This window comes from Streptomyces sp. NPDC005141, from assembly GCF_053599975.1.
On record NZ_JBSFYW010000055.1, the window covers coordinates 15,560 to 42,469 of the forward strand.

The 26,910-nt window shown below is 70.3% G+C and carries 22 protein-coding genes, 1 tRNA gene and 1 riboswitch; of the genes, 16 read left to right on the top strand and 7 right to left on the bottom strand.

Annotation, left to right across the window (positions count from 1 at the left end):
* Window positions 1–121: 121 nt before the first annotated feature.
* Both ACWD68_RS32215 and ACWD68_RS32220 read left to right on the top strand, forming a co-directional pair.
* Window positions 122–781, top strand: a complete 660-nt coding sequence (locus tag ACWD68_RS32215) for a SurA N-terminal domain-containing protein (protein WP_451809984.1) — start codon at window positions 122–124, stop codon at window positions 779–781.
* 88 nt (window positions 782–869) lie between these two features.
* Window positions 870–1,952, top strand: coding sequence for a nucleoside triphosphate pyrophosphohydrolase (locus ACWD68_RS32220; protein ID WP_451809985.1), 1,083 nt, complete (start codon window positions 870–872; stop codon window positions 1,950–1,952).
* A gap of 47 nt (window positions 1,953–1,999) precedes the next feature.
* Here ACWD68_RS32220 and ACWD68_RS32225 read toward each other — a convergent pair whose 3' ends face one another.
* Window positions 2,000–3,211: a globin domain-containing protein gene (locus ACWD68_RS32225; protein ID WP_451809986.1), complete on the bottom strand. Its 1,212-nt coding sequence runs from the start codon at window positions 3,209–3,211 to the stop codon at window positions 2,000–2,002.
* A 169-nt stretch (window positions 3,212–3,380) separates the two neighbouring features.
* Between ACWD68_RS32225 and ACWD68_RS32230 the strand changes: the two genes are divergently transcribed.
* The 9 genes from ACWD68_RS32230 (at window position 3,381) to ACWD68_RS32270 (ending at window position 14,060) form a co-directional block, all read left to right on the top strand.
* Window positions 3,381–4,652 carry a cytochrome P450 family protein gene (locus tag ACWD68_RS32230; RefSeq protein ID WP_451809987.1) on the top strand — a complete coding sequence of 424 codons (1,272 nt, stop codon included), beginning with the start codon at window positions 3,381–3,383 and terminating at the stop codon, window positions 4,650–4,652.
* Between the two features lie 314 nt (window positions 4,653–4,966).
* Window positions 4,967–5,869 carry a LysM peptidoglycan-binding domain-containing protein gene (locus ACWD68_RS32235; protein WP_451809988.1) on the top strand — a complete coding sequence of 301 codons (903 nt, stop codon included), beginning with the start codon at window positions 4,967–4,969 and terminating at the stop codon, window positions 5,867–5,869.
* Window positions 5,870–6,052: 183 nt separating this feature from the next.
* Window positions 6,053–6,245, top strand: a riboswitch (cyclic di-AMP (ydaO/yuaA leader).
* Between the two features lie 4 nt (window positions 6,246–6,249).
* The gene (locus ACWD68_RS32240; RefSeq protein WP_451809989.1) at window positions 6,250–6,948 is read left to right on the top strand and encodes a transglycosylase family protein; all 699 of its coding nucleotides are present in this window, start codon (window positions 6,250–6,252) and stop codon (window positions 6,946–6,948) included.
* Between the two features lie 348 nt (window positions 6,949–7,296).
* The gene (eno, locus tag ACWD68_RS32245) at window positions 7,297–8,583 is read left to right on the top strand and encodes a phosphopyruvate hydratase (RefSeq protein WP_451809990.1); all 1,287 of its coding nucleotides are present in this window, start codon (window positions 7,297–7,299) and stop codon (window positions 8,581–8,583) included.
* A 119-nt stretch (window positions 8,584–8,702) separates the two neighbouring features.
* Window positions 8,703–9,179, top strand: coding sequence for an FtsB family cell division protein (locus tag ACWD68_RS32250; RefSeq protein WP_451809991.1), 477 nt, complete (start codon window positions 8,703–8,705; stop codon window positions 9,177–9,179).
* Window positions 9,180–9,218: 39 nt separating this feature from the next.
* The gene (locus tag ACWD68_RS32255) at window positions 9,219–9,809 is read left to right on the top strand and encodes a DUF501 domain-containing protein (RefSeq protein ID WP_451809992.1); all 591 of its coding nucleotides are present in this window, start codon (window positions 9,219–9,221) and stop codon (window positions 9,807–9,809) included.
* Window positions 9,806–10,747: a Ppx/GppA phosphatase family protein gene (locus ACWD68_RS32260; protein ID WP_451809993.1), complete on the top strand. Its 942-nt coding sequence runs from the start codon at window positions 9,806–9,808 to the stop codon at window positions 10,745–10,747. The genes ACWD68_RS32255 and ACWD68_RS32260 overlap by 4 nt, the downstream gene beginning before the upstream one ends.
* 430 nt (window positions 10,748–11,177) lie before the next feature.
* Entirely contained in the window at window positions 11,178–12,572 is a 1,395-nt protein-coding gene (locus ACWD68_RS32265) for an NAD(P)/FAD-dependent oxidoreductase (protein ID WP_451809994.1), read from the top strand.
* 198 nt (window positions 12,573–12,770) lie between these two features.
* On the top strand, window positions 12,771–14,060 hold the full coding sequence (locus tag ACWD68_RS32270) for a class I SAM-dependent methyltransferase (RefSeq protein ID WP_451809995.1): 1,290 nt from the start codon (window positions 12,771–12,773) through the stop codon (window positions 14,058–14,060).
* A 101-nt stretch (window positions 14,061–14,161) separates the two neighbouring features.
* Here the strand turns inward: ACWD68_RS32270 and ACWD68_RS32275 are convergent, their stop codons facing one another.
* A complete protein-coding gene (locus ACWD68_RS32275; protein WP_451809996.1) occupies window positions 14,162–16,702 on the bottom strand; it encodes an ABC transporter permease in 2,541 nt (846 codons plus the stop codon).
* A 175-nt stretch (window positions 16,703–16,877) separates the two neighbouring features.
* Window positions 16,878–17,648 carry an ABC transporter ATP-binding protein gene (locus tag ACWD68_RS32280; RefSeq protein WP_451809997.1) on the bottom strand — a complete coding sequence of 257 codons (771 nt, stop codon included), beginning with the start codon at window positions 17,646–17,648 and terminating at the stop codon, window positions 16,878–16,880.
* Window positions 17,649–18,060: 412 nt separating this feature from the next.
* Here ACWD68_RS32280 and ACWD68_RS32285 point away from each other — a divergent pair.
* The 3 genes from ACWD68_RS32285 (at window position 18,061) to ACWD68_RS32295 (ending at window position 20,660) form a co-directional block, all read left to right on the top strand.
* Window positions 18,061–18,143, top strand: a tRNA-Leu gene (locus ACWD68_RS32285).
* Window positions 18,144–18,378: 235 nt separating this feature from the next.
* Window positions 18,379–19,563, top strand: coding sequence for a 4-hydroxybenzoate 3-monooxygenase (locus ACWD68_RS32290; protein WP_451809998.1), 1,185 nt, complete (start codon window positions 18,379–18,381; stop codon window positions 19,561–19,563).
* A gap of 215 nt (window positions 19,564–19,778) precedes the next feature.
* Entirely contained in the window at window positions 19,779–20,660 is an 882-nt protein-coding gene (locus tag ACWD68_RS32295; RefSeq protein WP_451809999.1) for a Bax inhibitor-1/YccA family protein, read from the top strand.
* A 102-nt stretch (window positions 20,661–20,762) separates the two neighbouring features.
* On the opposite strand, the gene ACWD68_RS32300 is transcribed toward ACWD68_RS32295, so the two are convergent.
* The gene (locus ACWD68_RS32300; protein WP_103550712.1) at window positions 20,763–20,993 is read right to left on the bottom strand and encodes a DUF4287 domain-containing protein; all 231 of its coding nucleotides are present in this window, start codon (window positions 20,991–20,993) and stop codon (window positions 20,763–20,765) included.
* A gap of 104 nt (window positions 20,994–21,097) precedes the next feature.
* Between ACWD68_RS32300 and ACWD68_RS32305 the strand changes: the two genes are divergently transcribed.
* The gene (locus ACWD68_RS32305; protein ID WP_261704010.1) at window positions 21,098–21,409 is read left to right on the top strand and encodes a hypothetical protein; all 312 of its coding nucleotides are present in this window, start codon (window positions 21,098–21,100) and stop codon (window positions 21,407–21,409) included.
* 107 nt (window positions 21,410–21,516) lie between these two features.
* Here ACWD68_RS32305 and ACWD68_RS32310 read toward each other — a convergent pair whose 3' ends face one another.
* The 3 genes from ACWD68_RS32310 to ACWD68_RS32320 form a co-directional block, all read right to left on the bottom strand.
* The gene (locus tag ACWD68_RS32310; RefSeq protein ID WP_451810000.1) at window positions 21,517–22,320 is read right to left on the bottom strand and encodes a hypothetical protein; all 804 of its coding nucleotides are present in this window, start codon (window positions 22,318–22,320) and stop codon (window positions 21,517–21,519) included.
* 299 nt (window positions 22,321–22,619) lie between these two features.
* Window positions 22,620–23,840, bottom strand: coding sequence for an acetyl-CoA C-acetyltransferase (locus ACWD68_RS32315; RefSeq protein ID WP_451810001.1), 1,221 nt, complete (start codon window positions 23,838–23,840; stop codon window positions 22,620–22,622).
* A gap of 497 nt (window positions 23,841–24,337) precedes the next feature.
* Window positions 24,338–25,366, bottom strand: coding sequence for an SGNH/GDSL hydrolase family protein (locus tag ACWD68_RS32320; RefSeq protein ID WP_451810002.1), 1,029 nt, complete (start codon window positions 25,364–25,366; stop codon window positions 24,338–24,340).
* A gap of 144 nt (window positions 25,367–25,510) precedes the next feature.
* Between ACWD68_RS32320 and ACWD68_RS32325 the strand changes: the two genes are divergently transcribed.
* Window positions 25,511–26,905 (top strand): cystathionine beta-synthase, encoded by a 1,395-nt coding sequence (locus ACWD68_RS32325; RefSeq protein ID WP_451810003.1) that lies wholly within the window; start codon window positions 25,511–25,513, stop codon window positions 26,903–26,905.
* Window positions 26,906–26,910 lie beyond the last annotated feature (5 nt).

The following is a 26,910-nucleotide window of genomic DNA, read 5'->3' on the forward strand; positions in this document are numbered from 1 at the left end:
GGCGGTGCCCGAAGTCGTCGCGAATCGTTGGTCGAATGGCTGGCCGAGAGGCGGGCCACTGCCTACCATCGATCACCGCAAGACTTTGTGCACCGCCGCACAATCTCCTCGGGAGGCTTCCTTGCACCGCCGCCGTCGTACCGCGCTCGTTCTCTCCGCCGCGATCGTCGCGGCGGCCCCTCTCCTCACCGGCTGCGCCAGTGACGCCCATCCGGGTGCCGCGGCCGTCGTCGACGGCCGGCGGATCACCGTCGCGCAGCTGGAGAGCCGGGTGAACGAGGTGCGCACGGCGCAGCGGGCCGCCAGCAAGGACGACGCCCAGTACGAGCAGGTCATCGCCAACACCGGCACCCTCACCCGCGACACCCTGCACGGCATGGTCCTGGACCGGGTGCTGGACCGGGCGGCGAAGAACGCCGGGGTGAGCGTGACCCGCAAGGACTCCCAGCAGATGCGGGCGGCCCTCGAACAGCAGGCGGGCGGCTCGGAAGCGCTGGAGTCGGCCTGGCTGACGAACTACGGTGTGGCGCCGCGGCGCCTCGACGACAGCCTGCGCACCGAGATCGAGGCCCGGAAACTCGCCTCCGCGCTCGGTGCCGACATGAACACCACCGACGGCAAGGCCGCCTTCTGGAAGGCGATGTCCGCCGCCTCCAAGCAGCTCCACGTCGACCTGAACCCGCGCTACGGCACCTGGGACGTCCAGAAGAGCAGCCGCGTCGACGCGAAGACGCCGTGGCTGCGGGAGGTCACGCCGACGGGGACCCAGCAGACGGCGTGACCGTCTCCGGGCCGTCCGCGAACCGACGGCGCCCCCGGGCCTGTGGACGACTTCGGGGGCTGTCGGCGGTGTGGGTTACGTTCGAGGGGTGAACGCAACCAGCAGCTTCGAAGGCGACGAGCGGACCGCTGCCGACGCGACCGTCGTCGGCTCCGCCCCCGGCCGTATCGTCCTGCTCACCACCAGCCACCGTGTCGCGCCCGGGCTGTTGTCCTGGCCCGCCTGGCAGGCGCTGCACGGCGCCGACCGGGTCCTGTGCGCGGACGGCGCGCACCCGCAGGTGCCGTATCTGCGCGAGGCCGGCATCACGGTCGACGAGGAGTCCCCGACCGCGGAGGACCTGGTCGACGCGTGCGCCGGCGGCCGTTCGCTGGTCGTCGTCGCCACCGGTGAGGGCGAACCCCGCCTCACCGACGGCCTGGCACGGCTGGCCGGCTCCGGCCGGGTCCAGATGCCGGACCTGGAACTACTGCCCGCCTCGTACGACCTGCCGGGCGCCCGCCTGCTCGACCTCGTCCAGGTGATGGACCGCATCCGTGCCGAGTGCCCCTGGTCGTCCCGGCAGACCCACAAGGGCCTGGCGAAGTACGGCATCGAGGAGGCGTACGAACTCGTCGAGGCCATCGAGGAGGGCGACAGGGACGAGCTGCGCGAAGAGCTCGGTGACGTCCTGCTCCAGGTCGTGTTCCACTCCCGGATCGCCGAGGACGACGAGGAGGCCCCCTTCTCGATCGACGACGTGGCCGGCGGCATCGTCGCCAAGCTGATCCACCGCCACCCCCATGTCTTCGGCGACGAGACGGCCACGACGCCCGAGGAGGTCAAGGCGCACTGGCTGCGCACGAAGGCCGAGGAGAAGCGGCGTACTTCCGTCACCGAGGGCGTCCCACTGGGTCAGCCGGGCCTGGCCCTGTCGGCCAAGTTGTCGTCCCGGGTGCGTACGGCCGGACTCGAGGTCCCGCTGCCCGCCGGGGAGGGCGTGGGGTACGAGCTGCTGGCGATGGCCGCCCGCGCCGAGGCCGGGGGCGTGGACCCGGAGGCCGCGCTGCGGGCGGCGGCACGGGCGTACCGGGACGCGATCCGCGTGGCGGAGGGCGTCGTGGGGACGGACCAGGACCAGCACGAGGACCAGCACGAGGACCGGGACGGGGACCGGGACGAGGAAAGGTGAGGGGTGAGGACGGGGAGGGCGAAGGGGAGGACTGACGGCGGTCGGAGCTACGCCCCCGTGGCGCGGTCCGCCGGGTTGTGCCAGTTCGGCACGGGGCGGTCGAGCAGCCACTCCGCCGCGCCCAGCGGACGGGGACGGCTCTCCCCGGTCGGCGGCAGCAGGTCGTGGAAGACGCGGTCGGCCGGTGCGCCGAGGGCGGGAAGGGCCTCGCCGACCTCCTCGACGAGATCGGGCGGACCGGCGATGTAGACGTCGTGCCGGGTCCAGCCGGCCCGGTTGCCCAGCGCGGTGAGCAGCCGTTCCGTCGCCTGCGCCTTGGGGCGGCCGGGCGCGGGCGTGATGAAGGTGACGGCGAGCTTGGGGAGCCGGACCCGCAGGCGTTCGACGGCGGGCCGGTCGTAGAGGTACGCGATGTCGCGGGCGACGAGGAACAGACGGGCCTCGTGCGATGGGTCGAGCTGTTCCAGCAGGGCCTTCACCGGGGCCCAGCCCGTCCCGGCCGCGATCAGGGTCACGGGCCGGTCGGCCGGGGTCCGCAGGGTGAGGCCGCCGCCGGGTGCGCCCAGCCGCAGCACGTCGCCCACGCGGGTCTGCCGGACGAGCGCGGTGGAGAGCACCCCGTCCTCGACACGGCTGATGTGCAGGTCGACGGTGCGGTCGGCGCGGGGTGCGTTGGCGAGGGAGTAGGGGCGCCAGACGCACGGCAGTTGGGGCATGTTGACGCTGACGTACTGACCGGGGGAGTAGGTGAGCCGTTGCCGAGGCCGCAGGGTGAGGACGACGAGATCGTCGCCGTGCCGGGTGCGGGAGACGACCTCCGCGTCCCACCAGCGGGGCTCGCCGTTGTGCTGGGCCTCCCAGGCGCCCTGCAGCATGAGGTGGGTGATCGTCCCGTACGCCTCGGCCCAGGCCTTCTCGGCCTCGGTGCTCCAGGCGGAGCCCGCCACGAACGCGAACGCGGCGATCAGGCTCGCCCCCACGGCCGCGTAGTGGTCCGGCTGCGCCAGATACTTCCGGTGGTCCCGCCCGAGATCCCTCAGGTACCGGGGCAGTTCCGGATCCTCCAGGCCGTCCATGACGAACGTGAGTGCCGCGAAGAGCCGGTCCCGCTGCCGTTCCATGTCCTGCGGGAGGTCCGCCGGGAACAGCCCGCGGAGCTCCGGGTTGTGGCGGAACAGGTGCGAGTAGAAGTACTTGACCGCGAACTCGGCCCGTCGTTCCACGACCGCGAAGCTGGATCTGAGTATTTCGGGGTCCACTGCGTGAATGTAGGGAGGTGCCGAGCGGCCGAGTCAAACAGCCGGCCATGTCTGGACAGCCTTGGGTGAAAGGGACAGGGGTGCTCTCCGCCGCCGCCGGGCGTCCCCGGTGCCGCCCCGATCGCCGGCCGGCCCGGGCGTCCCCGCCTCCTGCGGATACCGTCGAGGAGTGACCGAGCACGAATCCCCCGCCAGCGCCGCCCCCGAACTCTTCACCTGGGAGTTCGCCACCGATCCCTACCCGGCCTACGCGTGGCTCAGGGAGCACGCGCCCGTGCACCGCACCCGGCTGCCCAGCGGAGTGGAGGCCTGGCTCGTCACGCGGTACGCCGACGCCAAGCAGGCGCTCGCCGACCAGCGGCTGTCCAAGAATCCCGCGCATCACGACGAACCCGCGCACGCGAAGGGCAAGACCGGGATTCCCGGGGAGCGCAAGGCCGAGCTGATGACGCATCTGCTGAACATCGATCCGCCGGACCACACCCGGCTGCGGCGGCTCGTCAGCAAGGCGTTCACCCCCCGGCGGGTCGCCGAGTTCGGCGCGCGGGTGCAGGAGTTGACGGATCAGCTCATCGATCAGTTCGCGGCCCGGGGCTCGGCCGACCTCATTCACGAGTTCGCCTTCCCGCTTCCCATCTACGCCATCTGCGACATGCTGGGCGTCCCGCGCGAGGACCAGGACGACTTCCGGGACTGGGCGGGGATGATGATCCGGCACGGCGGCGGGCCGCGGGGCGGGGTCGCCCGGTCCGTCAAGAAGATGCGCGGCTATCTCGCCGAGCTCATCCACCGCAAGCGCGAGGCGCTGTCCGATGTGCCGGACCCCGGCGAGGACCTCATCTCCGGACTCATCCGCGCCTCCGACCACGGCGAGCACCTCACCGAGAACGAGGCCGCCGCCATGGCCTTCATCCTGCTCTTCGCCGGTTTCGAGACCACGGTCAATCTCATCGGGAACGGGATGCACGCCCTCCTCACCCACCCCGAGCAACGGGCCCGTCTCCAGGCCTCCCTCGCGGCCGGGGAGAGCGGACTGCTCGAGACGGGTGTCGAGGAACTCCTGCGCTACGACGGGCCCGTCGAGCTGGCCACCTGGCGGTTCGCGACGGAGGAGGTGCGGATCGGCGGGCAGGACATCGCGGCCGGCGATCCCGTGCTCGTGGTCCTCGCCGCCGCGGACCGCGACCCCGAGCGGTTCGAGCAGCCGGACACGCTCGATCTCGCACGGCGTGACAATCAGCACGTGGGCTACGGCCACGGCATCCACTACTGCCTGGGCGCGCCGCTGGCCCGTCTGGAGGGGCAGACCGCGCTCGGCACACTCCTCACGCGCCTCCCCGACCTCCAACTTGCGGGAGATCCGGCCGATTTGCGCTGGCGGGGAGGACTCATTATGCGTGGGTTGCGCATGCTTCCGGTGGAGTTCACCCCGGTCAAATAGTTCTTGATCGGTTCATCGGCGACCCTTCGCCACCCCTGTCGAAGGGGTTCTTCCGAATACCGGAAAGAGAGCCCTTCCGGCTACCGGAACATGACGATCCATCAAATCTGTGATCTTCACGTGATCTGTACTGCATCGACTTGTGACAAGCGTTCGAGTCCGGCTACGTTCACCCATCAACGCGGCACCTGCGCTTCTTACTTCGCAGGGCGCCCGTAGTCCCCTGCTGTCACGCGAAAGGCTTCCGCATGCTCTCCGGGAACGGCCGTCACCGTCGCCCCCGTCAGGCCCCGGCCCTCATTGTCGCCGCAGGGGTGACCGGATCGGCGATCGCCATCCCGTTGCTCGGCGCGACGAGTGCGAGCGCGGCCGACGGAACCACCTGGGACCGGGTGGCACAGTGCGAGAGCGGCGGCGCGTGGAGCGCCGACAACGGCAACGGGTACTACGGCGGGCTCCAGGTGACCCAGGACGACTGGGAAGCGCACGGCGGTCTCGAGTACGCCCCGAGAGCCGACCAGGCCAGCCGTTCGCAGCAGATAGCCGTGGCCGAGAAGGTGCTCGACGACCAGGGGCTCGCGGCCTGGCCGACCTGCGGACCGCTCTCCGGGCTCAGCGCGGACTCGGGCGAGGTCCATGTCGACACGGGCCTGGCCGGAGACTCGTCGGCCGGCGGGAGCGACTCGAGTGGCTCCGTTTCGTCCGGATTGTCGACTTCGCCAAACTCGTCTCCTTCCTCCACCTCGTCCGGTTCGTCCGAGAAGGGCGACTCCTCCGACGTGACCGACGACACCGCGAAGTCCGGCGCTTCGAAGGGTTCCGGTAGCTCGGACAAGGCGACCGCCAAGGGTGGCGAGTCGGACAAGTCGGGGCAGAACGGCACCTCTTCGGATGCCTCCGACGACGCGAGCGCCAGTGCCGGACGGCACCGCGGCGGCAGCGCCGACGAGGACGCGGTGGACGACGCGGCCGGCGACCGTACCGACAGCGCCGCCGGGCGGCACGCCTCGCGCGGCTCGAGCGCCTCGCGCGACACCGCGGACGACGCGTACGTCGTGCGCACCGGGGACAACCTCTGGAGCATCGCCGACGCCCTTGACCTCGAGGGCGGATGGGCCGATCTGTACGTCGTGAACGAGGACACGGTCGGCGCCGATCCCGACCTCATCGTTCCCGGTCAGAGCCTGTCTGTTACTACCGAAACGGTCGAAAAGTAGCGGGAGTTCACGTCACGGTTCGCTGTGGAATGTCCGGTTTGGCGCGAGTGAGAGATGGGTCTCAGAAGCCCTGATCGTCTTTGAAAATCCGCCGATCGACTGCTTACGGTCGTGACCGCTCGCCACAGCGGGCCCCGACGGTCACAACGCCGAATCCTGCCAGCGGCCGTACGGGAACAGTCGTCGCGTCATGCGCCGTAGGCAGGAGCGGGGGACCCAAGGTAAGCGCCGCGTCCGGGAGTTGAGAGACACCCGGAACGGCTTGGGGTTAAGTCGCGTGTCGGACGTCCCGGAGACGGGGCCGAAGACACGCGGCCGGGCAACTCAACCGGCCCGAACCCGACAGCTCACCTCGCAGGCGTCGGTGAGGGGATCACTCCATGCTGTTTTCCAGCAAGGGCAAGCACCGCCGTCCGAACAAGGCCACCCGCGTCGCCACGCTCGCCGGTGTCACCGGTGTCGCCATCGCCGCTCCGCTGATGGCGGCCGGCAACGCCTCCGCCGCCACCGCCTCCGAGTGGGACGCCGTCGCCCAGTGCGAGTCCGGCGGCAACTGGTCGATCAACACCGGCAACGGCTACTACGGCGGCCTGCAGTTCTCGTCCTCCACCTGGGCCGCGTACGGCGGCACCGCCTACGCCTCCACCGCCGACCAGGCGTCGAAGTCGCAGCAGATCACCATCGGCGAGAAGGTCCTCGCCGCGCAGGGCAAGGGCGCCTGGCCGACCTGCGGCACCGGACTGTCGAGCGCCGCGTACAGCGGTGGCACCTCGACCCCGTCGACCCCCTCCGGTTCCTCCTCGTCGAGCGCCTCGCAGGGCACCACCACCCGTACGACGGAGCAGCCCGCCTCCCGTTCCTCGGAGCGTCCGGCCGCCCAGAAGACCGTCACCACCCCGACCGGCAAGAAGGTCAAGAAGGGTGACGGCGAGTACAAGGTCGTCAAGGGTGACACCCTCAGCTCGATCGCCGAGAAGAAGCACGTCAGGGGTGGCTGGCAGAAGCTGTTCAAGCTGAACAAGGACATCGTCGCCGACGCCGACTTCATCTACCCGGGCCAGCAGCTGCACCTCGGCTGAGCGTGGCCGCGTACCGGCCCGACGTGGTCGCCCTCGGCGGACGGCGACCGCATCCCGGCCGCGCGCAGCCTCACCCGCGCTGAATGACAGCTCCCCTCACAGGCCGGGCCTCCATGTGGAAGGCCCGGTGAGGGTCCCCGTCCCCACGGGCTCCCCGCTCCGGTGCTTGTTCCCCCGCATGCACCGGAGCGGGGTTTTTCATTTCTTTTTTTGTTCCGTTCAGGAACAATATGTACCCTCAGTTCTGCCCAAAGGGTGGTCGATCGGCTGGCCGATCCCCCCGGGCCGGTTAGGCTCATCCCGCAGGGCTGGCAAGTCCTGCGTACCCGCGTCACATCCCAGAAGGAGATGCTCGTGCCGTCCATCGACGTCGTCGTAGCCCGGGAAATCCTGGACTCCCGAGGCAACCCCACGGTCGAGGTCGAGGTCGGCCTCGACGACGGCAGCACGGGTCGTGCCGCCGTTCCGTCCGGCGCTTCCACCGGCGCCTTCGAAGCCATCGAGCTCCGCGACGGTGACCCGAACCGCTACCAGGGCAAGGGTGTCGAGAAGGCCGTCCTCGCCGTCATCGAGCAGATCGGCCCGGAGCTCGTCGGCTACGACGCCACCGAGCAGCGCCTGATCGACCAGGCGATGTTCGACCTGGACGCCACCGACAACAAGGGCTCGCTCGGCGCCAACGCCATCCTCGGCGTCTCGCTCGCCGTCGCGCACGCCGCTTCCGAGGCGTCCGACCTGCCGCTCTTCCGCTACCTGGGCGGCCCGAACGCGCACCTGCTGCCCGTTCCGATGATGAACATCCTGAACGGCGGCTCGCACGCCGACTCGAACGTGGACATCCAGGAGTTCATGATCGCCCCGATCGGCGCGGAGTCCTTCTCCGAGGCCCTGCGCTGGGGCACCGAGGTCTACCACACCCTCAAGTCCGTCCTGAAGTCCAAGGGCCTGTCCACCGGCCTCGGCGACGAGGGCGGCTTCGCCCCGAACCTGGACTCCAACCGCGCCGCGCTCGACCTCATCCTCGAGGCCATCAAGCAGGCCGGTTACGTCCCCGGCGAGCAGATCGGGCTCGCCCTCGACGTCGCCGCGTCCGAGTTCTACAAGGACGGCAAGTACGAGTTCGAGGGCAAGTCCCGCTCGGCCGCCGAGATGACCGAGTACTACGAGGAGCTCGTGGCGGCGTACCCGCTCGTCTCCATCGAGGACCCGCTCTTCGAGGACGACTGGGCCGGCTGGAAGGTCCTCACCGACAAGCTCGGTGACAAGGTCCAGATCGTCGGCGACGACCTCTTCGTCACCAACCCGGAGCGTCTGGCCCGCGGCATCGAGGAAGGCGCCGCCAACGCGCTGCTCGTCAAGGTCAACCAGATCGGTTCGCTGACCGAGACCCTGGACGCCGTCGAGATGGCCCAGCGCAGCGGCTTCAAGTGCATGATGTCCCACCGCTCCGGCGAGACCGAGGACGTCACCATCGCCGACCTGGCCGTCGCCACCAACTGCGGCCAGATCAAGACCGGCGCCCCGGCCCGCTCCGAGCGCGTCGCCAAGTACAACCAGCTGCTGCGCATCGAGGAGATCCTCGACGACGCCGCGGTGTACGCCGGTCGCTCGGCGTTCCCCCGCTTCAAGGACTGAGCCCTCAAGGCTCAGGAAGCGTCGTCCGTACGTCCCCGTACTCGGTCCCGTACCGTGTGCGGGGACGTACGCACGTGACGGGCCCGCACCGACGGGCCAGTACTGGGGAGGCGGGACTCATGGCCGTGAAGGACCGGGACCGGTTCTCCACCTCGACCAGGCTGAAGCTGCTCGGCGAGCAGACGGCGGCCCGTGTCTACCGCTCCCAGACCAAACGGCAAGCCCGCCGCTCCCGGCTGACCGGCCGGGCCGCGCTGCTGGCCCTGGTCCTGTGCTCCCTGATCGTCGCCCTCGCGTACCCGATGCGGCAGTACGTCTCCCAGCGCGCCGAGGTCGCCGACCTGGAGCGGCAGCGGGAGCAGGCCCGGCAGCGGGTCGAGCAGCTGCGCGACCTCAAGGCGCGCTGGCAGGACGACGCGTACGCCGAGCAGCAGATCCGGCAGCGGCTGCACTACGTGATGCCCGGTGAGACCGGCTACGTCGTGATCGACCCGGACGCGGCGAAGCAGGCCCGCGCCGACAAGGGCACCACCGACCGCCCCTGGTACACCAATGTCTGGGACGGCGTGGACAAGTCCGACGCCGCCGACCAGTGACGACCCATGAACTGACCAGAAAGACACGTGACTCACGGCATGGAAACGCCACCGCCCACCACCCCGCGCACCGAGCCCACCGACGCCGACGTCGAGGCCTTCAAGCAGCAGCTCGGCCGGCCGCCGCGCGGGCTGCGCGCGATCGTGCACCGCTGCCCCTGCGGTCAGCCGGACGTGGTGGAGACGGCCCCCCGCCTCCCCGACGGGACGCCGTTCCCGACCACGTACTACCTGACGTGCCCGCGGGCCGCGTCGGCGATCGGGACGCTGGAGGCCAACGGGGTCATGAAGGAGATGACCGACCGGCTGGCCACCGACCCCGAACTGGCCGCGGCCTACCGCGCCGCCCACGAGGACTACATCGCGCGCCGTGACGCCATCGAGGTCCTGGCGGGCTTCCCGAGCGCGGGCGGCATGCCGGACCGGGTGAAGTGCCTGCACGTCCTGGTCGCCCACTCGCTGGCCGCGGGGCCGGGCGTGAACCCGCTCGGCGACGAGGCGATCGCGATGCTGCCGGAATGGTGGCGCAAGGGGGCGTGCGTGACACTCCCGGCGGAAGGCGGCTCGAAGAGCGAGGCGCAGGACGCCGGGGACGCCGCGCAGGACGTCGTGCGGGGTGAGGGGCAGTGACCCGGGTCGCCGCCGTCGACTGCGGTACGAACTCGATCCGGCTCCTCGTCGCGGACGCGGACCCGCGGACCGGGGAACTCGTCGAGCTGGACCGCAGGATGATCATCGTGCGGCTCGGCCAGGGCGTCGACCGGACGGGGCGGCTGGCGCCGGAGGCGCTGGAGCGGACGTTCGCCGCGTGCCGTGAGTACGCGGCGGTCGTCAAGGAGCACGGCGCCGAGCGGCTGCGGTTCGTGGCCACCTCCGCCTCCCGGGACGCGGAGAACCGGGACGAGTTCGTGCGCGGGGTGCTGGACATCCTCGGCGTCGAGCCGGAGGTCATCACCGGTGACCAGGAGGCGGAGTTCTCCTTCACCGGGGCGACCAAGGAGCTGACCGGTCGGGACGACCTGGCCAGGCCCTACCTGGTGGTGGACATCGGCGGCGGTTCGACCGAGTTCGTCGTCGGGGCCGACCGGGTGGACGCGGCACGCTCCGTGGACATCGGCTGCGTACGGATGACGGAACGGCACCTCGTGCACGACGGTGCCGTGACCGACCCGCCCACCGCGGAGCAGATCGCGGCCATGCGCGCCGACATCGAGGCGGCCCTCGACCTCGCCGGGGAGACGGTCCCGCTGCGCGAGGCGCGGACGCTGGTGGGGCTGGCCGGCTCGGTCACCACGATCGCGGCGATCGCGCTGGAGCTCGACGCGTACGACTCCGCGAGGATCCACCACTCCCGGGTCTCGGTCGACCGGGTCCGCGAGATCACCGAATGGCTGCTGCGCTCCACCCACGCCGAGCGCGCGGCGGTCCCCTCCCTGCATCCGGGGCGCGTCGACGTGATCGCCGCGGGTGCGCTCGTACTGCTCTCGATCATGGAGCGGACCGGAGCCCGGGAGGTCGTCGTGAGCGAGCACGACATCCTCGACGGCATCGCGTGGTCGGTGGCCTAGCTCTCGTTCGCTACCGATCAGTAGCCTCGGCTGAGCAGGTCGGATAACGTATGAGCGCGCCCGAGGGGGTCGCGGAACCCCCTCGATCGGGCCTCGCGAGGAACTTCGTGAAGTTCTTCACAAGGAAAAGGGCCCTGCTGGGCGAGGAAGGGGCCACTTGGGCCCTTCCATGGGGCCCTGGCGGTCCGGGAGCATGCTCGACGGAGCGTTGCGGCCGTGTTTCCGGGCGGTGGATCAAGGGTGTGGTCCACTGGGCCGAACGGGTTGGACCGCAGCTCACGCGGTGTTGACAACGGTACGAACCGTACGGTGGTTCCCCCCGGTCATCATGACCTCGATCACGTGGGCGGCGGAGTGTAGCAGAGCCCCTGCCCGAGCTTGTGAAGGGGCGCACGAGCGACCCCCCCTGAGCGGGTGGATACTCGATGGCATGAGCACCACGGAGCGTCCCAGGATCCTCGTAGTAGGCGGTGGGTACGTAGGCCTGTACGCAGCTCGGCGCATCCTCAAGCAGATGCGCTACGGAGAGGCGACCGTCACGGTCGTCGACCCCCGGTCGTACATGACCTACCAGCCCTTCCTCCCCGAAGCCGCCGCAGGCAGCATCTCCCCGCGGCATGTCGTCGTCCCGCTGCGACGCGTACTTCCCAAGGCGGAGGTCCTCACGGGCCGGGTCACCACGATCGACCAGGACCGCAAGGTCGCCACGATCGCCCCCCTCGTGGGCGAGGCGTACGAGCTGCCTTTCGACTATCTCGTCATCGCGATGGGCGCGGTCTCCCGCACCTTCCCGATCCCCGGCCTCGCCGAGCAGGGCATCGGCATGAAGGGCATCGAGGAGGCCATCGGCCTGCGCAACCACGTCCTCGAGCAGCTCGACAAGGCCGACTCCACCACGGACGAGGATGTCCGCCGCAAGGCGCTGACCTTCGTCTTCGTGGGTGGCGGCTTCGCCGGCGCCGAGACCATCGGCGAGGTCGAGGACATGGCCCGGGACGCGGCCAAGTACTACAGCAGCGTGTCCCGTGAGGACATGCGCTTCATCCTCGTCGACGCCGCGGACAAGATCCTTCCCGAGGTCGGCCCCAAGCTCGGCCAGTACGGCAAGGAGCACCTGGAGAGCCGCGGTGTGGAGATCTACCTCTCCACCTCCATGGACTCCTGCGTCGACGGTCACGTGGTGCTGAAGAACGGCCTCGAGGTCGACTCCAACACGATCGTCTGGACGGCCGGCGTCAAGCCGAACCCCGTCCTCGCCCGCTTCGGTCTGCCGCTCGGCCCGCGTGGTCACGTGGACACCCAGACCACCCTCCAGGTGCAGGGCACGGACTACATCTGGGCCGCGGGCGACAACGCCCAGGTGCCGGACGTCGCCGCCCGCAAGGCCGGTGTCGAGAACGCCTGGTGCCCGCCGAACGCCCAGCACGCGCTGCGTCAGGCCAAGACCCTCGGCGACAACGTGATCTCCGGTATGCGGGGCTTCCCGCAGAAGGAGTACGCGCACGCCAACAAGGGTGCGGTGGCCGGTCTCGGCCTCCACAAGGGCGTCGCGATGATCGTCATGGGCAAGATGAAGATCAAGCTCAAGGGCCGTCTCGCCTGGTACATGCACCGTGGCTACCACGGTCTGGCCATGCCGACCTGGAACCGCAAGATCCGCGTCTTCGCGGACTGGACGCTCGCGATGTTCCTCAAGCGCGAGGTCGTCTCCCTGGGCGCCATGGAGTCTCCTCGCGAGGAGTTCTACGAGGCCGCCAAGCCGGCTCCGGCAGCGGCCGCCCCGGCGCCCGCCGTCAAGACCGAGGAGAAGGCCAAGGCCTCCTGACCTCCGGTCACCGAACGCCCCGAAGGGGCCGCCCGCCATCCGTGGTGCGGGCGGCCCCTTCGGCGTTTCCGGCACGAAAAACATGGTGTGTACACGCATTTTGCGAATTCATGACGCGGAGAGGGGACTGCGCGCAGGGCGGGTAGGTGTTTACGTGGTGTCGGAGCGTTCGGGAGTGTCGTCTCGGAGGTGTACGCCATGCAGGAAGCCGCGCCGCGGCTGAACAGCCTTGTCGAACAGTTGCTGGGAGCCCCGCTCCCCCTGCGCATCCGCGCCTGGGACGGTTCGGAAGCGGGCCCGCCCGGGGCTCCGGCGCTCGTCGTCCGCAACCGGCGGGCCCTGCGCCGTCTCCTGTGGAAACCGGGCGAGCTGGGTCTCGCGCGCGCCTGGGTCTCCGGCGACCTGGGCGTCGAGGGCGACCTGTTCACCGCCCTGGACCTGATCTCCGGGCTCGTGTGGGATCGCGGCGAGGACGCCCGGGGGCTCGGGGAGGCACTGCGCGACCCCGAGGTGCGCGCCGCCGTGCGCGGGCTGGTGAGGATGGCCGGGCCGCCGCTGCCGCCGGCCCCGCCCGTCGAGGAGGTGCGCAGACGCCGCCACCTGCACACCAAGCGCAGCGACCGGCGGGCCATCAGCCACCACTACGACGTCGGCAACGACTTCTACAAGATCGTCCTTGGCCCGTCCATGGTCTACTCGTGCGCCTACTGGGACGAGGGCGGCACCCTGGAGGAAGCCCAGCGCGACAAGCTCGAACTCATCGCCGGGAAACTGGCCCTGAAGCCTGGTCAGCGGCTCCTCGACGTCGGCTGCGGCTGGGGTTCGATGGCCGTCCACGCCGCCCGCGACCACGGCGCGACGGTGGTCGGGGTGACACTGTCGCAGGAACAGGCCGCGTACGCCCGTAAACGGGTCGCCGACGAGGGCCTGACCGACAGGGTGGAGATCCGGGTCCAGGACTACCGGGACGTCACCGACGGGCCCTACGACGCGATCTCCTCCATCGGGATGGCCGAACACGTCGGCGCCGAGCGCTACCTGGAGTACGCCGAGGTGCTGAACCGCCTGCTCAGACCCGGCGGGCGGCTGCTGAACCACCAGATCGCGCGACGGCCTCAGCGCGACGAATCGACCTACTCCGTCGACGAGTTCATCGACGCCTACGTCTTCCCCGACGGCGAACTCGCGCCCGTCGGGACGACCGTGACGCAGCTGGAACGGGCCGGGTTCGAGGTGCGCGACGTCGAGTCCATCCGCGAGCACTACGCGCTCACCCTGCGCAGCTGGGTGGCCAACCTGGAGACCGGGTGGTCCCGTGCCGTCCGGCTCACCAGCTCCGGCCGGGCCCGTGTCTGGCGCCTGTACATGGCGGCCAGCGCGGTCGCCTTCGAACGCAACGACATCGGCGTCAACCAGGTCCTGGCGGTGAAGACCCCGGACGGAACCGGCGCGTCCGGGATGCCGCTGCGGGCGCGAACCTGGAACTGACGCGGAACGGCCGGAGAAAGGCGAGGGGCCCCGTTCCGTCCGGAACAGGACCCCTTCTCCGCGTGTCCCGGGCTGCGGGACCGGCCCGCTGCCCGGTCCCGCTACTCCGACTTGATCGCCGTCAGCATGTTCAGGCGGGCCGCCCGGCGGGCCGGCCACAGCGCCGCGAGGACGCCGACCCCTGCCGCGAGGAGCAGGAAGACCGCCATCCGGCCCCAGGGGAGGACCAGTTCGTACGTCGACATCCTGCTGCCCAGCAGCTCGCCGGCCGCCCAGCCGAAGAAGACGCCGAGACCGATGCCGAGGACCCCGCCGAAGAGCGAGATGACCAGGGACTCCAGACGGACCATCCGCTTGATGCCCTTGCGGTCCAGGCCGATCGCGCGGAGCATCCCGATCTCCTGCGAGCGCTCGAAGACCGACATCGCGAGGGTGTTGATGACACCGAGGACGGCGACGATCACCGCCATCGCCAGCAGCCCGTAGAGCATGTTCAGCATCAGCGTGAACATCTGCGCGATGCTGTCGGAGAGGTCCTGCTTGTCCTGGACCTTGATCGCGGGGTTGTCGCCGAGGGCCTTCTCCAGCCTGTCCTTGGCCGCGGCCGAGGCACCGCCCGCCGTCTTCACCATGACCTGCATGTCGGCGGCCTCACTCTGGTGCGGGGTGAGCGTGGCGTTGTCCAGGATGATGCCCTGGATCATCTCGTTGCCCTCGTACACCCCGGCGACGGTCAGGCTCCCCTTCTTGCCGTCCTCGTAGGAGACCTGGAAGTCCGAACCGGCCTTCCACCCGTGGGACTCGGCGGTGTCCGCGTCCACCACGACCCTAGCGCCGCCGACCTCGAAGGAGCCGTCCGTGACGGCGAGATCGGTGAGCTTGCCGATGGCCGCGCCGTTGACGCCGGTCAGGAACTCGGTCCGACGGTCGATGCGGGAAGGCGCGTTGCGCAGCGAACTGGCGTCGGTGACCCCGTCGACCGCGGCGAGCTTCTTCTCGACGTCAGGGGAGAGCGAGTTGCCGTTAGCCATCGAGACGACGTAGTCCGCCTTGATCGCCGAACTGGCCATCTCGTCGATCGACTTCTGCAGGCTGCCCGCCATCACGGTCATGCCGGTGATCAGGGTGAGGCCGATCATCAGCGCCGAGGCGGTGGCGGCCGTACGGCGCGGATTGCGCACCGAGTTCTGCCGGGCCAGCTTGCCGGAGATCCCGAAGACACGCAGGACGGGAGCCGCCGCGGCGATCAGCGGGCGGGACAGCAGCGGGGTGAGGACGAAGACGCCGATGATGAGCAGCACCGCGCCGAGGCCCATAGGGGCCTGGCCGTCCGAACCGTCCATCGTCGTCGCGTAGAGGACCACGGCGACACCGGCGGCCGCGAACAGGGCGCCGAGCGTGTTCCGCAGGACCAGGGACTTCGTCGTGGCCTTCGCGTGGACGCTGCTCATCGCGGCGACCGGCGGGATCTTCGCGGCGCGGCGGCCCGGCAGCCAGGCGGCCAGCATCGTGATGAGGACGCCGACGAGCAGCGCCGTGGCGATCGTGCCGGGCGAGACGACCAGCGGCCCTTCCGGCACCGTGGCGCCGAGCGTGCCCATCAGGGAGCGCATTCCGGCGCCGATGCCGATGCCCGCCGCGAGCCCGCCGACGGCGGCGACCGCGCCGACCACGAACGCCTCGATCAGCACCGACCGGGTGACCTGGCGGCGCGAGGCGCCGACGGCGCGCAGCAGCGCCAGCTCCTTGGTGCGCTGGGCGACCAGCATGGTGAAGGTGTTGGCGATGATGAACGTGCCCACGAACAGCGCGATCCCGGCGAAGACCAGCAGACCCGTCTTCATGCCGCTCATCGCCGAGGAGATCTGCTCGGCCTGGTCGTCGGCGAGCTGCCGGCCGGTGGTGGTGGAGGCGACGTCCTTCGGCACGACGTCGTCGAGGGCGTTGCGCAGCGCGGTCTGGCTGGTGCCCGGTGCGGCCTTCACGTCGATCTCGTCGTAGGAGCCGACCGAGTGGAACAGCCGCTGCGCGGTCGCCGTGTCGAACAGGGTGAGGCTGCCGCCCGCGGCCACATTGCCGTCGTCGGTGGTGAAGATGCCGGTCACGACGGGCTTCAGGACGGGGCCGTCGACCGACAGGCGCACGGTGTCGCCGACCTTGTAGCCGGCCCGCTTCGCGGTCTCGGCGTCGATCGCGACCTCGCCCGTGCCGTGGGGCGCGTGCCCGGTCGTCAGCGGGTAGCGGGGGTCCTTCCCGCCGTCCTTCCCGCTCCAGTAGTTGCCGCCCTGCGACTGGAAGCCGCCGCCGATGAGCTTGCCGTCCTTGTCGGCGATGGCGGTGAAGCCGTTGACGACGCCGACCGCGGAGGCGGCTCCCGGCGCCGCGGCCGCCTTGTCGAGCAGCGGCGGCGTCAGCTTCCGCGTCTTGCCGAGGGTGTCGCCCGCGTCCGCCGCGCTCTCCGGCCGGATGGCGACGTCGACCTGGCCGAAGCCCTTGGCGGAGCTCTTCTGGTAGGCGTCCGAGATGGTGTTGGTGAAGACCAGGGTCCCTGACACGAACGCCACGCCGAGCAGCACGGCGAGCACGGTCATCAGGAGCCTGGCCTTGTGCGCGAATACGTTGCGCAAGGCGGTACGGAACATGGGTCTTCTCAGTCCAGGAGTCGCAGGAGGGCGCGGGAAGCCACGGGCGGGCGCGCAGAGGGCGCGGACGGCCACGGGCGGGCACGGTGAGCGTGCGGAAGGGTGCGGAGGGGGCGGGAAGACGCCCGGGGGGAGCCGGGGCGCGGGGTGCCGGGGCGAGCCGTCCGGCGGGGCGTCAGCTGGTGCGGCCCTTACCGTCAAATTGCTTCATGCGGTCCAGGACGGAGTCGGCGGTCGGCTCGTACACCTCGTCGACGATCCGTCCGTCGGCGAGGAAGACGACCCGGTCCGCGTAGGCGGCGGCCACCGGGTCGTGGGTCACCATCACCACGGTCTGGCCCAGCTCCCGTACGGAGTTGCGCAGGAAGCCGAGGACCTCCGCGCCCGAGCGCGAGTCGAGGTTCCCGGTCGGTTCGTCGCCGAAGATGATGTCGGGGCGGGAGGCGAGGGCGCGGGCGACGGCGACGCGCTGCTGCTGGCCGCCGGAGAGCTGGGAGGGCCGGTGGCCCAGACGGTCGGCGAGGCCGATCATCTTGATGACCGTGTCCAGCCACTCCTTGTCGGGCTTGCGGCCCGCGATGTCCATCGGGAGCGTGATGTTCTCCAGGGCCGTCAGGGTCGGCAGCAGGTTGAACGCCTGGAAGATGAAACCGATCTTGTCCCGGCGCAGCTTGGTGAGCTGCTTGTCCTTCAGGGAGCCGAGTTCGGTGTCGCCGATGCGCACCGAGCCGGAGGAGAAGGTGTCCAGTCCCGCCACGCAGTGCATCAGCGTGGACTTGCCGGACCCGGACGGGCCCATGATCGCGGTGAACTCGGCCTGCCGGAAGCCGACGCTGACCCGGTCGAGGGCGACCACCTGGGTCTCGCCCTGCCCGTAGACCTTCGACAGTTCCGTGGCGCGGGCTGCGACCGCGGTGCTTGTGCCGGCGAGGGGAGTGGTGGTCACGGAAGGGTGCTCCTGTCGGTACGACGACGTCGATGACGTTGATGGGGTCGTGTTCCATCGTCCGTGCCGATCCGTGGAATGTAGTCAGCCGCTGTTCCGGTTCCGGGGGCAGACTGCGGTCGGACCGCGAGCCGTGGAGTCATACCTGGGGATGACGGACCTCCCCTGAGGGCTCTCCGGGTAGCGGGCGTCGTCCGCGGCTCGTCCCGACCTTGTTCGGACGGTGAAATTCCGTCAATCCACGTACACGGGCCCAGCGCGTCCGAAAGGCTGTTGGCAAGTGCTGATGGCCCGTACCGGGTGCTGATGCACCCTCAGACGTCAATAAAATAAGACAACATCGGTCCGCCTGCCCGCTGTTCGGGGGATGCACCCCGATAGGCTCGGAACCTCGATGCGGAGCCCATGGCCTGCCCGGATGGTGGAATGCAGACACGGCGAGCTTAAACCTCGCTGCCCCTCGCGGGCGTACCGGTTCAAGTCCGGTTCCGGGCACTTCCGATCTTCACCGACGCGCACCACCCGGTCGTCACGGGTGGGCACGACATGCGTCCCGCCCTTCGCGGCCGCACGCTGATCCCAGGAACGACGGCGCTCCGTCCGTCCCTCCTGGGGGCCCACCCGGTGGGCACCCCGACCGTTGACAGTGACTCCGTGGCGACGGAGACTCGCGGGGGTGATCAGGTGAAAGAAAGTTCACCAGGCGAACGGCGGGAGGAGGGCAGTGGTGATGCGTACCACCGTGGGGATCATCGGGGCCGGGCCGGCCGGGTTGCTGCTGGCCCGGCTGCTGCACCGCGCCGGGATCGAGTCCGTGGTCCTGGAGAGCCGGGACCGCGCGTACGTGGAGCAGCGGCAGCGGGCCGGGATCCTGGAGCAGGGGACCGTGGACGTGCTGCGGGCCGCCGGAGCCGGGGAGCGGATGGACCGGGAGGGGCTGCGGCACGACGGGATCGAGCTGCGGTACCGGGGAGAACGGCACCGGATCGACTTCCCGGCGCTCACCGGCGGGCGCTCCGTGATGGTGTACGCGCAGACGGAGGTGTGCAAGGACCTCATCGCGTTGCAGCTCGAGGAGGGCGGGCCGCTGCTCTTCGGGGCCGAGGCGCTGGCCGTCGAGGGGGCCGAGGGCGACCGGGCCCGCGTGCGGTTCACGTACGAGGGGCGCGAGGACGCCCTGGAGTGCGACTACGTCGTCGGGTGCGACGGCTTCCGGGGCGTCGCCCGCAAGGCCGTGCCCGCCGAGCTCTCCCGCACCTTCGAGCGGTCGTACCCCTTCGGTTGGCTCGGCATCCTCGCCGATGTCCCGCCCTCGCACGACGAACTCGTCTACGCCCGCCACGACCGCGGCTTCGCCCTGCTCAGCATGCGGTCGCCCGCCGTCTCCCGCCTCTACCTCCAAGTGCCCGAGGGCACGCATGCCCGGGCGTGGAGCGACGAGGAGATCTGGGACGAGCTGGAGCGGCGACTGGAGACGGCGGACGACTGGCGGCTGGTGCGGGGCGCCATCACCGCCAAGTCAGTCACGCCCATGAGGAGCCACGTCCACGAGCCGATGCGGCACGGCCGGCTCTTCCTCGCCGGGGACGCCGCCCACATCGTGCCGCCGACCGGAGCCAAGGGCCTCAACCTCGCCGTCGGCGACGTCGTCACCTTCGCCGGCGCCCTGGTCCACCTCAGGGACACCGGATCGGCCGAGCGGCTCGACGCCTATTCCGAGACCTGTCTGCGCCGGGTCTGGCAGGCCGAGCGGTTCTCGTACGACATGACGACCCTGCTGCACCGCGACCCCGCAGCGACCCCCTTCGAGGACCGGATCCGAGCGGCCCGCCTGGAGCGGATCACGAGCTCCCGCGCGGCCGCGAGGGACCTCGCGGAGGGGTACACGGGGTTTCCCCTCGGGGACCGGCAGTAGGACGACAGGAATAAGAAGGGATCAAGGCGGCTTGAGAGGGCACGAGAGCTCTCGGAAGCCGGTGTCACGGCTTCGTACCAGTGCGGGCGTACTTGGGGGCGCGCGCGTACGGTGGCACAACAAGGGAAAGATCCTCCCCAAGCACTAGGGTCAATCCTTTGCCTACCTATTACTCTTGAGCCAAGGCCCACTCAGGGTGGCCATGGAGGAGTGAAATGAGGAGCAGTAACCCGGTCTTCTCGCGACGGGGGTTCAGCCGCGACAACGGCTACGCGGGATTCAACGCGGCGCCGCAGGCCGGGGGACCCGCTGTCGGCACGCAGGGGAACCCGTACGCCCAGCAGGGCGGCAACCCCTACGCGCAGAACCCGTACGCACAGCAGGACCTTCAGCACGGCGCTCCGCCGCAGGCCCCGGTCACCACCGGCCGTATGACGATGGACGACGTCGTCATGCGCTCGGCCATGACGCTCGGCACCGTCGTCGTCGGCGCCGTCCTCGCCTGGGCGCTGCTGCCGGTCTCGTCCACGAGTTACGGCCTGGCCATCGGCTCCGCGCTGGTCGCCTTCGTCCTCGCGATGGTGCAGTCCTTCAAGCGCACCGCCACGCCCGCGCTGATCCTCGGTTACGCCGCCTTCGAAGGCGTCTTCCTCGGGGTCATCAGCGAGATGTACAACTCGCAGTGGTCCGGCGCGCCCTTCCAGGCCGTGCTCGGCACCATGGCGGTCACCGGCGCGACCCTGCTCGTCTACAAGGCGGGCTGGATCCGGGTGACCGCGCGGTACGCGCGCATCGGCCTGACCATCGCCATCGCCTTCATCGTCGTCATGGCGGTGAACCTGCTGCTGGTCGCCTTCGGTGTCGCACCGGACGGCGGACTGCGCAGCAACGGCCCGCTGGGCGCGATCGTCGGCATCCTGGCGATCCTGATCGGCGCGTTCTTCCTGACCCTGGACTTCAAGCAGATCCAGGACGGCATCGCCTACGGTGCGCCGAAGGAAGAGGCCTGGCTGGCCGCGTTCGGCCTGACCATGACCCTCGTCTGGATCTACGTCGAGATGCTGCGGCTGGTCGCCATCTTCAGCGGCGACGACTAGAGGCGCCGACGGCCGGCAGGCCGTCAGATGACCTGAAGGGCCCGCGAACCACCGGTTCGCGGGCCCTTCGTCGTCGGGTGCCGGTGTCTCGGTGGTGCGCGCTCACAGCAGTTTGCGCGCGGCCCTCCTCAGGTCGTACTCGTGAATGATCGCCTTGGCGTGGCCGTACGCGAGATCGTGCTCGGCGCGGAGCCAGCTGACCTTCTCCTCGAAGCGGAAGAGGGCGGGTCCTTCGTCGACGGTGCGAAGCCAGTCGGAGATCTCACGACCGGTGCAATGAGGGATGCGGGCGAGCAGGTTGCGATGGGTCTCCTCGGAGAAGACTTGGGACATCGGCGCCTCCGAACGCAAAGGGGATGTAAGCCGGTCCTTCACGCCACCGTGCCTGAGGGTTGGGTTGTTGGCAACAGTCCCGCAGCTGCGCGTAGTCTCGCGGCGTGCTGGATACGACGCCGTTGACCCGTGCCGTGGACCACTTCGCCGACCGGTTGCGGGCCGCACCGCAGAGCCGCCTGCAGCGAGGTGCCGCGGCTGAGGCACTAGGGCTGGCCAGGGAGTTCGCGCTGCGCACCCAGCGGGTCGAGGACCCGTCGGGGGAGCCCCGGGAGATGCCCGACGCCGGGATGTTCGCCGCCGCCGATCAAATCACGGTCGCCGCGCACGACTTGGCGCTCGTACTGAAGAACGAGGAGGAACTGGCGGAAGCGGTCACGCTCGTGGCGGAGGCGCAGAAACGCGCCGGGGTCTGATCCGTCGATCGACTCCGGCGCGGTCGCCCGGCCCCCCGGGTGTGTCGGCCCGCCGCTCCGAGCCGCCGCTTCGGGGCGCGGTCACGGCGAAGCCATGACGCCCTGGGTCACAGCGACGCTATGACACGGTCCGCCAGGATGTACACGCTCTCCTCGCCGAAGGCGAAGGTCAGGGCGTACGCGCCCGACACACCGGAGCCGCCGAGCAGGACCGGGGTCTCACCGGCGTCCAGAGCCGCGGCGAGCCGCTCGGCGGTCTCGCGGTGGCCCGGGGTCATGCACAGGGTCGTACCGTCGGCGAAGACGTAGACGTCGAGGGTGCCGAGCGGGCCGGGGCGGACGTCCGCCAGTTCCGTACGGGACTCGGCGAGCTCCTCCAGGCAGGCCACCGTGCGTTCGTGGTCGTTGACCACGGGTGACTGGACCGGGACGAAGTCCGGGTGCGAGGGGTGGCGGCGGCGGGCGGCGGCGAGTTCGGGGGAATCGCCGGCGGTGCCGGTCTGAAGGAACTCCTCGACGTCCGGCTCGGCCAGGGCCTCGGCCACCGGCTCCAGGTGCTCCAGGCCCACGAAGTCCGAGTGGCGCGGCAGGAAGAGTTCGCTGTCCGGGAGTCCGAGCAGCGACGGCGCGTCGGAGGCGTCACGCGCCTCCTGGGCGGCCCAGAAGGCCCGCGCCTCGGCGAGCTCCCGCTCCCGCTCCTCGGCGAGCGCCTCGGCCACGGCCGTGCGTATCTCGTTCGCGTCGGCGGCTCCGCGCGCCGCGGGCACGAGACCCCGCGCGTCACCGGCACGGCTCTCGGCGAGTTCGCTGTGCAGGGCCGCGACCTGGCGACGCAGACCCTGCAGGGTGCGCAGAACGGCGACGCCCACGGCCGCGGTGGCGGCGACGGCGAGCAGCAAAGCAATCGGCATGGCGCTCACTGACGTACTCCCGGTTCAAGTCGGCCCCCGACTTCCTACATCAGCTTGAAGGGAGAACCATCAAACTGTCAGTGCGTAACGTCACGAATAGGACAGGACTTTGGGCCTGGGGTTTAGCTGCTCAACCACTCTGACCTGCTGGAATCCCCTTTCGAAGGGACATAGGTCACATCTTGGAAGGGATTGGATCACAAATCGGCCCAGAAGCCCGGTGGTTACGGGCTTCTGGGCCGATTCGGTCACGGTGGGTTCAACTCCCGTCACGGGAGCGGGTCAACGGGTCACTGTTCTCAGCTGAGGCGCTCGATGACCATCGCCATGCCCTGGCCGCCGCCGACGCACATCGTCTCCAGACCGAACTGCTTGTCGTGGAACTGGAGGCTGTTGATCAGCGTGCCGGTGATGCGGGCGCCGGTCATGCCGAAGGGGTGGCCGACCGCGATGGCGCCGCCGTTCACGTTCAGCTTGTCCAGCGGGATGTTCAGGTCGCGGTAGCTCGGGATCACCTGGGCGGCGAAGGCCTCGTTGATCTCGAACAGGTCGATGTCGTCCACGGTGAGGCCGGCGCGGCGCAGCGCCTGCCTGCTGGCCTCCACCGGGCCGAGGCCCATGATCTCGGGGGAGAGGCCGGTGACACCGGTCGAGACGATGCGGGCGAGCGGGGTCAGGCCGAGCTCGCGGGCCTTCGTGTCGGACATGATCACGAGGGCGGCGGCGCCGTCGTTCAGCGGGCAGCAGTTGGCCGCGGTGACCATGCCGTCGGGGCGGAAGACCGGCTTGAGGCCCTGGACGCCCTCCAGTGTCACGCCCGCGCGCGGGCCGTCGTCCTTGCTGACGACCGTGCCGTCCGGGGTCGTGATCGGGGTGATCTCGCGCTCCCAGAAGCCGTTCTTGACGGCTTCCTCGGCGAGGTTCTGCGAGCGCACGCCGAACTCGTCCATGTCCTGGCGGGTGACGCCCTTGAGGCGGGCCAGGTTCTCGGCGGTCTGACCCATCGCGATGTACGCGTCCGGGATCAGGCCGTCCTCACGCGGGTCGTGCCACGTCGAACCCTCGGACTGCGCGATCTCGAGCGTGCGGGCCTCGGCTTCGGCGAAGAGGGGGTTGTGGGTGTCGGGCATGCCGTCGGAGGTGCCCTTGATCGACCGCGACACCATCTCGACGCCCGCCGAGATGAAGACGTCGCCCTCGCCGGCCTTGATGGCGTGCAGGGCCATGCGGGAGGTCTGCAGGGAGGAGGAACAGTAACGGGTGATGGTGCAGCCCGGGAGGTGGTCCATTCCCATCTGCACGGCCACGATGCGGCCGAGGTTGTGACCCTGCTCGCCGCCGGGGAGGCCGCAGCCGAGCATCAGGTCTTCGATGTCCTTCGGGTCCAGCTCGGGGACCTTGGCGAGGGCGGCCTCGATGATCGTGGCGGTCAGGTCGTCGGGGCGCACGTCCTTCAGGGAGCCCTTGAAGGCGCGGCCGATCGGGGAGCGGGTGGCTGAGACGATCACGGCTTCGGGCATGACGGCTCCATTGGCGTACGGGAAGTGTGCAGGGCTGGTTGGGAAGTTACCCGTACGTACCGTCGAGGTCACCGGTCTTGGTGTGTGACACCGGACGCACTTTTCTAAGCGCTTGCTTTTTGCTGGCGGGGACGCCTTGAGGGGGTGGGGCCCTTGAGGTGGGGCGGGACTTGAGGTGGGGCGGGACGAGGGGTGGGCCCCCTCCCGAGGCCGCGCCCTCCCGGGGCTCCGCCCCGGACCCCGCTCCTCAAGCGCCGGAGGGGCTGAATCCTTGCCGGCCGGGACTGGATTCCGGCCCGGCTCGGCAGCGCCGGCCCCGGTGAGACGCCCAGGGGCGCGGGAATCGCGCGACCGTCCCCACGCACCCGCGCCCGGGAACGCGCCCCGGAGCCCCGCCCCTGGGGCCCGGAGCACGCCGCCCTATGACCCGGAGCCCCCTTCCCCCAGGGCCCGGAACCCGTTCCCCCCGGGGCCCGGAACCCGTTCCCCCCGGGGAGTCAGGGGGACGGGGACGGGGCCGGGTCTGTGGCGGGGAGGCGGCGGCGTCGGCGGCGTTTGAGGAGGGCCCAGGGTCCGCGGGGGCCCGTGGGCATGGCGGCCGCGACCTCGGTGCCGGGCTCGGAGGCGGCCTCGGCGGCAGCCCGGGCGACCGGCAGGAACCCCTCGTGGCGCGCGACGTCCGGACGCTCCTCCTCCGCCGGCCAGAGGCCGAGCGCCGCACAGACCGTGGGCAGCAGAGCCATGGCCACCGTGGCGTACCCCTCCGCCGAGGGGTGGTAGTGGTCGGGACCGAAGAGCTCGCGCGGGTTCGCCGCGAACTCCGGGCCCAGCAGGTCGCCCAGCGACACCGTACGGCCGCCCTGTTCGACCGTTCCGATCGTCTGGGCGGCCGCCAGCTGACGGGACGCGCGCCGCGCCAGCCAGCGCAGCGGCTGCTGGACCTGCTCGACCGTGCCCAGGTCGGGACAGGTGCCGACGACGACCTCCGCACCGGCCGTGCGCAGCCGGCGTACCGCCGCGGACAGGTGACGTACGGAGCGCGTCGGCGGCATCCGGTGCGTGACGTCGTTCGCCCCGATCATGATCACGCAGATGTCGGGCAGCCGGGCGGTGTCGCTGACGGCGAGCGCGACCTGGCGGTCCAGGTCGTCCGACTGCGCGCCGGGCAGCGCCACATTGCACAGCTCCACAGGCCGCTCGGCCACCGCCGCGAGCCCGGAGGCCAGCAGCGCGCCGGGCGTCTGGCGGGCCCGGCGCACTCCCTGGCCCGCGGCCGTGGAGTCGCCGAGCATCGTCAGGCGCAGCGGGGGTTCGTCAGGGGAGGCGCCGGCGTAGTCGTACCCGTAGAGACCCTCCGCGCGCGGGGCGTAGGGAGCGTGCCCGTTGCCCACATGCCTCTTCACGAACTGCACCTCGGCCAGCACCAGGCCGACGGCCGCCGCACCCACCAGCCCGACCCCGCCACCGCCGTACGCCGCTCCCGCAGCGATCCGCCGGGCCACCCTCGCCCTCGACAAGCTCGACATCCGTCGCCGCCACCTCCGTGTAGCCGTACAACCACTGCTTGCCCCGAAGGGCGGGTCGGCCAATCTCAACGGCGCGTGAACGGCTGCGCAGGGCCGTAGGCTGACGGGACCATTCCTGTTGAAAACGCAGCTCCGGAGACAACGGTGCAATTCCACGACTCGATGATCAGTCTCGTCGGCAACACCCCGCTGGTGAGGCTCAACAACGTGACCGCGGGCATCCAGGCGACCGTCCTGGCGAAGGTCGAATACTTCAACCCCGGCGGATCCGTGAAGGACCGTATCGCCCTGCGCATGATCGAGGCCGCGGAGGAGAGCGGCGCCCTCAAGCCCGGCGGCACGATCGTCGAGCCGACCAGTGGGAACACCGGTGTGGGGCTCGCCATCGTGGCGCAGCAGAAGGGGTACAAGTGCATCTTCGTGTGCCCCGACAAGGTCTCCACCGACAAGATCAACGTGCTGCGCGCGTACGGGGCCGAGGTCGTGGTCTGCCCCACCGCCGTCGACCCCGAGCACCCGGACTCGTACTACAACGTCTCCGACCGGCTGGTGCGGGAGACCCCGGGGGCCTGGAAGCCCGACCAGTACTCCAACCCGAACAACCCCCTCTCGCACTATCACTCGACCGGCCCCGAGCTGTGGGAGCAGACGGAGGGGAAGATCACCCACTTCGTCACGGGGGTGGGGACCGGCGGCACGATCTCCGGCACCGGCCGGTATCTGAAGGACGCCAGTGACGGCAAGGTGCAGGTCGTCGGCGCCGACCCCGAGGGGTCCGTGTACTCCGGCGGTTCCGGCCGGCCCTACCTCGTCGAGGGCGTCGGCGAGGACTTCTGGCCCACCGCGTACGACCGCACGGTCGCGGACGAGATCGTCGCCGTGTCCGACAAGGACTCCTTCCAGATGACGCGCCGGCTGGCCAAGGAGGAGGGGCTGCTCGTCGGCGGCTCCTGCGGCATGGCCGTGGTCGCCGCGCTGCGCGTCGCCGAGCGTCTCGGCCCCGACGACGTCGTCGTCGTGCTGCTCCCCGACAGCGGGCGCGGCTACCTCAGCAAGATCTTCAACGACGAGTGGATGGCCGACTACGGCTTCCTGGAGGACACCGGCCCGAGCGCCCGGGTCGCCGACGTGCTGAACGACAAGGCGGGCGGCTCCATCCCCTCGCTCGTCCACATGCACCCGGAGGAGACCGTCGGCGAGGCCATCGAGGTGCTGCGCGAGTACGGCGTCTCGCAGATGCCGATCGTCAAGCCGGGCGCCGGTCACCCGGACGTGATGGCCGCCGAGGTCATCGGGTCGGTCGTGGAGCGCGAGCTCCTCGACGCGCTGTTCACCAAGCGGGCTTCTCTGGAGGACCCGCTGGAGAAGCACATGTCGTCGCCGCTGCCGCAGGTCGGTTCCGGTGAGCCGGTCGGCGACCTGATGTCCGTGCTCGGTGGCGCCGACGCCGCGATCGTGCTCGTCGAGGGCAAGCCCACCGGTGTCGTCAGCCGGCAGGACCTGCTGTCCTTCCTGGCCAAGGGCGGCACCAGGGCGTAGCCGGG

Bases quoted from the DNA above. Each gene is read 5' to 3' on its own strand.
- ACWD68_RS32320 (WP_451810002.1), bottom strand. From the start codon at position 25,366: ATGTCGAGCTTGTCGAGGGCGAGGGTGGCCCGGCGGATCGCTGCGGGA.
- ACWD68_RS32310 (WP_451810000.1), bottom strand. From the start codon at position 22,320: ATGCCGATTGCTTTGCTGCTCGCCGTCGCCGCCACCGCGGCCGTGGGC.
- eno (WP_451809990.1), top strand. From the start codon at position 7,297: ATGCTCGTGCCGTCCATCGACGTCGTCGTAGCCCGGGAAATCCTGGAC.
- ACWD68_RS32290 (WP_451809998.1), top strand. From the start codon at position 18,379: ATGCGTACCACCGTGGGGATCATCGGGGCCGGGCCGGCCGGGTTGCTG.
- ACWD68_RS32265 (WP_451809994.1), top strand. From the start codon at position 11,178: ATGAGCACCACGGAGCGTCCCAGGATCCTCGTAGTAGGCGGTGGGTAC.
- ACWD68_RS32240 (WP_451809989.1), top strand. From the start codon at position 6,250: ATGCTGTTTTCCAGCAAGGGCAAGCACCGCCGTCCGAACAAGGCCACC.
- ACWD68_RS32275 (WP_451809996.1), bottom strand. From the start codon at position 16,702: ATGTTCCGTACCGCCTTGCGCAACGTATTCGCGCACAAGGCCAGGCTC.
- ACWD68_RS32300 (WP_103550712.1), bottom strand. From the start codon at position 20,993: ATGTCCCAAGTCTTCTCCGAGGAGACCCATCGCAACCTGCTCGCCCGC.
- ACWD68_RS32315 (WP_451810001.1), bottom strand. From the start codon at position 23,840: ATGCCCGAAGCCGTGATCGTCTCAGCCACCCGCTCCCCGATCGGCCGC.
- ACWD68_RS32270 (WP_451809995.1), top strand. From the start codon at position 12,771: ATGCAGGAAGCCGCGCCGCGGCTGAACAGCCTTGTCGAACAGTTGCTG.
- ACWD68_RS32255 (WP_451809992.1), top strand. From the start codon at position 9,219: ATGGAAACGCCACCGCCCACCACCCCGCGCACCGAGCCCACCGACGCC.
- ACWD68_RS32295 (WP_451809999.1), top strand. From the start codon at position 19,779: ATGAGGAGCAGTAACCCGGTCTTCTCGCGACGGGGGTTCAGCCGCGAC.
- ACWD68_RS32250 (WP_451809991.1), top strand. From the start codon at position 8,703: ATGGCCGTGAAGGACCGGGACCGGTTCTCCACCTCGACCAGGCTGAAG.